Origin of the sequence: Lunatimonas lonarensis, from assembly GCF_000390185.1 — a bacterium.
Classification (GTDB): domain Bacteria; phylum Bacteroidota; class Bacteroidia; order Cytophagales; family Cyclobacteriaceae; genus Lunatimonas; species Lunatimonas lonarensis.
Window position 1 is genome coordinate 1 of record NZ_AQHR01000012.1, and the last position, 667, is coordinate 667.

At 33.6% G+C, this 667-nt stretch carries 1 protein-coding gene; it reads right to left on the reverse strand.

Annotation, left to right across the window (positions count from 1 at the left end; all coding sequences use genetic code 11):
* Window positions 1-72 precede the first annotated feature (72 nt).
* A complete protein-coding gene (locus ADIS_RS01450; RefSeq protein WP_155907007.1) occupies window positions 73-621 on the reverse strand; it encodes a HEPN domain-containing protein in 549 nt (182 codons plus the stop codon).
* Between the last annotated feature and the right edge of the window lie 46 nt (window positions 622-667).

Here is a 667-nt window from a genome sequence, read left to right on the forward strand (position 1 = left end):
AATTCCGCTGCGCTCCACTTCGGTTTAGCCCTTGTATGTTACCGGCTGCCGTTTTGTTTGTCGTCTTATATGTCATATTACTACACGTGCTTTTGCTTTGTCTCTTAAATCCCAACACAGCAGAAGACAGTCTTCAACAATATTTTTGGCTTTTTCAGGTTCAATACTCTTTCTAAGTGTCCCTTTTTGTTGGAATTTATGTGCATAAAAGCCCCTTTCATTAGCAAGTTGTTTTAATGAACTCAAAATGTTAGGGTCATTAGGAATGTCAATTGCAACAGGCATCAAAAGCTGTCTCATATATTTTAATGATACACCATGATTCAGTTGAGTTATTTCAATAGAAAATTTACTTTTTATCTCTGTTAGAATTTCTCTCGTGTAATCGTAAATATTGGTCAAAGGTGCATCATCATCAAGTTTATTAAAATAGTTGTTTGCATTTGCTTTAAAATGCATAAGAGTCAAAAGTGATTCGGATAAAAAATGATGATTTACATAATTCTCTATTGAGTAATGTAAAACTTTTAAAGTGATTGACTCAACATAATCTTCTAAAGCTGCATGACAAAGAATGCAATAAGACTTTACGTCAAAGTCATAATCTTCGGGTGCTGCCAAAGGATTAGTTCTACTTTACTAAGTTAAACTAGCCATCGTTTTGGTA